At 72.1% G+C, this 2,811-nt stretch carries 2 protein-coding genes and 1 pseudogene; all 3 read left to right on the plus strand.

Going from position 1 to position 2,811, the window contains the following annotated elements; all coding sequences use genetic code 11:
- Nucleotides 1-307, plus strand: a pseudogene (locus tag CSW58_RS14110) (C-factor); the annotation flags it as partial.
- A 4-nt stretch (nt 308-311) separates the two neighbouring features.
- Nucleotides 312-1,280, plus strand: coding sequence for an NAD(P)/FAD-dependent oxidoreductase (locus CSW58_RS10900; protein ID WP_143755175.1), 969 nt, complete (start codon nt 312-314; stop codon nt 1,278-1,280).
- 102 nt (nt 1,281-1,382) lie between these two features.
- Nucleotides 1,383-2,811, plus strand: a 1,429-nt coding sequence (murJ, locus tag CSW58_RS10905) for a murein biosynthesis integral membrane protein MurJ (RefSeq protein WP_099447301.1), incomplete at its 3' end; no start/stop codon positions are given.

Below are 2,811 nucleotides of genomic sequence, written 5' to 3' on the forward strand. Positions count from 1 at the left end.
CGGCAGCATCGGCGACAATCGCCTGGGCGGCTGGTACGGCTATCGCGCCTCCAAGGCCGCCCTGAACATGCTGATCCGCACCCTGGCCATCGAGCATCGTCGCACCCGGCCGCTCGGACTTTGCGTCGTGCTGCATCCCGGTACGGTCGACACCGCCCTCAGCGCCCCGTTCCAGGCCGGCGTCTCCGAGGGACGGCTGTTCGCCCCGCGCCAATCGGCCGAGGCGCTGCTGGCGGTGATCGACGGTCTGGGCCCCGATGACAATGGCGGCTTTTTCGCCTGGGACGGCAGTCCCATTGCCTGGTGACCTCATGACCCCAGAGACAGTCCCACCGCGCACCGCCGTGATCGGCGCCGGCATGGCCGGTCTGACCTGCGCCGCGGCCCTGCGAGCGGCCGGCGGGTCGGTGACCGTCTTCGACAAGGCGCGGGGGCCGGGCGGGCGGATGTCGACCCGGCGGCTGGCCTTGACCGAGGGCGAGGTCACCTTCGACCACGGCGCCCCCGTCTTCACGGCGCGGGACCCCGGCTTCCGGGCTCAGGTGGCGCTCTGGACCCAGGCGGGCCTGGTCGCGCCCTGGTCAGCGGCGGGCGAGGGCGCCTTTGTCGGCGCGCCGGCCATGAACGCCCCGCTCAAGGCCGTGGCGGCGGGTCTGGAGATCCGCTGCGGCGTCACGATCACCGGCCTGGCCCGGATCGGCGACGGCTGGGTCCTCGAGGGCCCGGACGAGTCGGACCTCGCCTATGACCGGGTGGTGCTGGCCGTGCCGGCCGAGCAGGCGGCGGTGCTGCTGGTCGCAGCGAACGACGCCTTCGCCGCCCTGGCCCGCTCGACCGTGTCCGCGCCCTGCTGGAGCCTGATGCTGGTGTTCAGCCGGCCGATCGAGACCGAGTTGAGGGTCCTGGACGGCGATGAGGTCATCGGCCGGGCCTTTCGTGACGGCCACAAACCTGGCCGCTCGGGCGGCGAGGCCTGGGTGATCCAGGCGTGCCCGGCCTGGTCGCGGGACAATCTCGAGGCCGGCCCGTCGGACGTCGCGACACGGCTGCTGGCGGCCTTCGAGACCAGAATGCCGACGCCCCTTCCGCCGCCGCTGTCGTCGGTCGCCCACCGCTGGCGTTATGCCCAGCCGGAGCCCCTGGCGCTCGGGGCGCTGTGGGATCCGGCCGCGGGCCTGGGGGTGTGCGGGGACTGGCTTGACGGGGGCGATGTCGAAGGCGCCTGGCGTTCGGGCGTGCGTCTGGCGGCGCAGTTGAACGCCGCCGACGCCAGGCCCTGAGGTCCAGGCCGCCCCACCCTTGACGCCTCCGCGCCCAGCGCCCAGAAGCCGGAGGTGACCAACTCAGCCCCTCCCGCCGCCGCGCCGAAAAAAGCCCCCGGCATGATCCGGTCCTCGGCGATCTATTCGGGCCTGACCCTGGTCAGCCGGCTGATGGGCTTCGTGCGCGATCTGGTCATTTCCTATTTCCTGGGGGCCAGCAGCAACATCGCCGCCGACGCCCTCAACACCGCCCAGATGTTCCCCAACCTGTTTCGGCGGATCTTCGCCGAGGGGGCCTTCGCGGCGGCCTTCGTGCCGGCCTATTCCAAGAGCCTGGATCGCGACGGGCCGGAGATCGCCGACCGGCTGGCGGGCGACGCCATGGCCACCATCGCCGCCTTTACCGTCGCCCTGACCCTGGTGGCCCAGCTGGCCATGCCGTGGCTGATGATGGCCATCAGCCCGGGCTTCGGCTTCGGCACCGAAAAGTACAAGCTGGCGGTGATCCTGACCCAGATCACCATGCCCTACCTGCCCTGCATGGCCATCGTCGCCCTGCTGTCGGGGGTTCTGAACGCCCGCGGCAAGTTCATCGTCGCGGGGGCCGCGCCGATCCTGCTCAACCTGGTGACCCTGATCGCGGTGATCCCCTCTCACGGCGCCCGGCAGGCGGCGGTGGCGGTGTCCTGGGGGATCTTCGCCGCCGGCATCTGCCAGGTGCTGCTGCTGGTCTGGGCCGTGCGCAAGGCCGGGGCCACGATCCAGTGGCGGCTGCCGCGCCTGACCCCCGAGATCAAGGGCCTGATCGCCCTGGCCGTGCCCGGGGCCATCGCCGCCAGCGCCAGCCAGATCAACATCACCGTCTCCGGCATCCTGGCCAGCCAGGTCAATGGCGCGCGGACCTGGCTGGCCTATGCCGACCGGCTCTACCAGCTGCCGCTGGGCCTGGTGGGCGTGGCGATCGGGGTGGCCCTGCTGCCGCGCCTGTCGCGGGCCGTGGTCGCCGAGGACCGGCGCGACGCCCAGACCGCCATGGACCAGGCGATCGTCTTCGCCCTGGCCCTGTCGCTGCCCGCGGCGGCCGCCCTGTTCAGCATTCCCTATTTCCTGATCGACGGCCTGTTCACCCGAGGCGAGTTCACGGCCTTCGACGCCCGCGCCACGGCCGACGCCCTGATGCAGTACGGCTGGGGCACCCCGGCCTTCGTCCTGGCCCGCATCCTGTCGCCGGCCTTCTTCGCGCGGGGCGACACCAAGGGCCCGATGCGGTTCGCCCTGATCTCGGTGGCGGCCAATATCGTGCTGGGCCTGGCCCTGTTCCCGGTGTTCGGCGTCGCGGGTCTGGCGGCGGCGACCAGCGCGGCCTCGTGGCTGAACGTGTTGCAGATGACCGTGGTCCTGGGGCGTCGCGGCGACTACGCGCCTAGCCCGGCGGCCTGGGGCAAGATCGTGAGGGTGCTGGCGGCCAGCGTCGCCCTGGGCCTGATCCTGGCGGCCCTGTCGCATTGGCGGCCGGCGATCGAGGCCCCGATCCTGGCCCTGGGACTGG

It is taken from the genome of Caulobacter sp. B11 (genome assembly GCF_002737765.1).
In the GTDB taxonomy this organism is placed as follows: Bacteria; Pseudomonadota; Alphaproteobacteria; order Caulobacterales; family Caulobacteraceae; genus Caulobacter.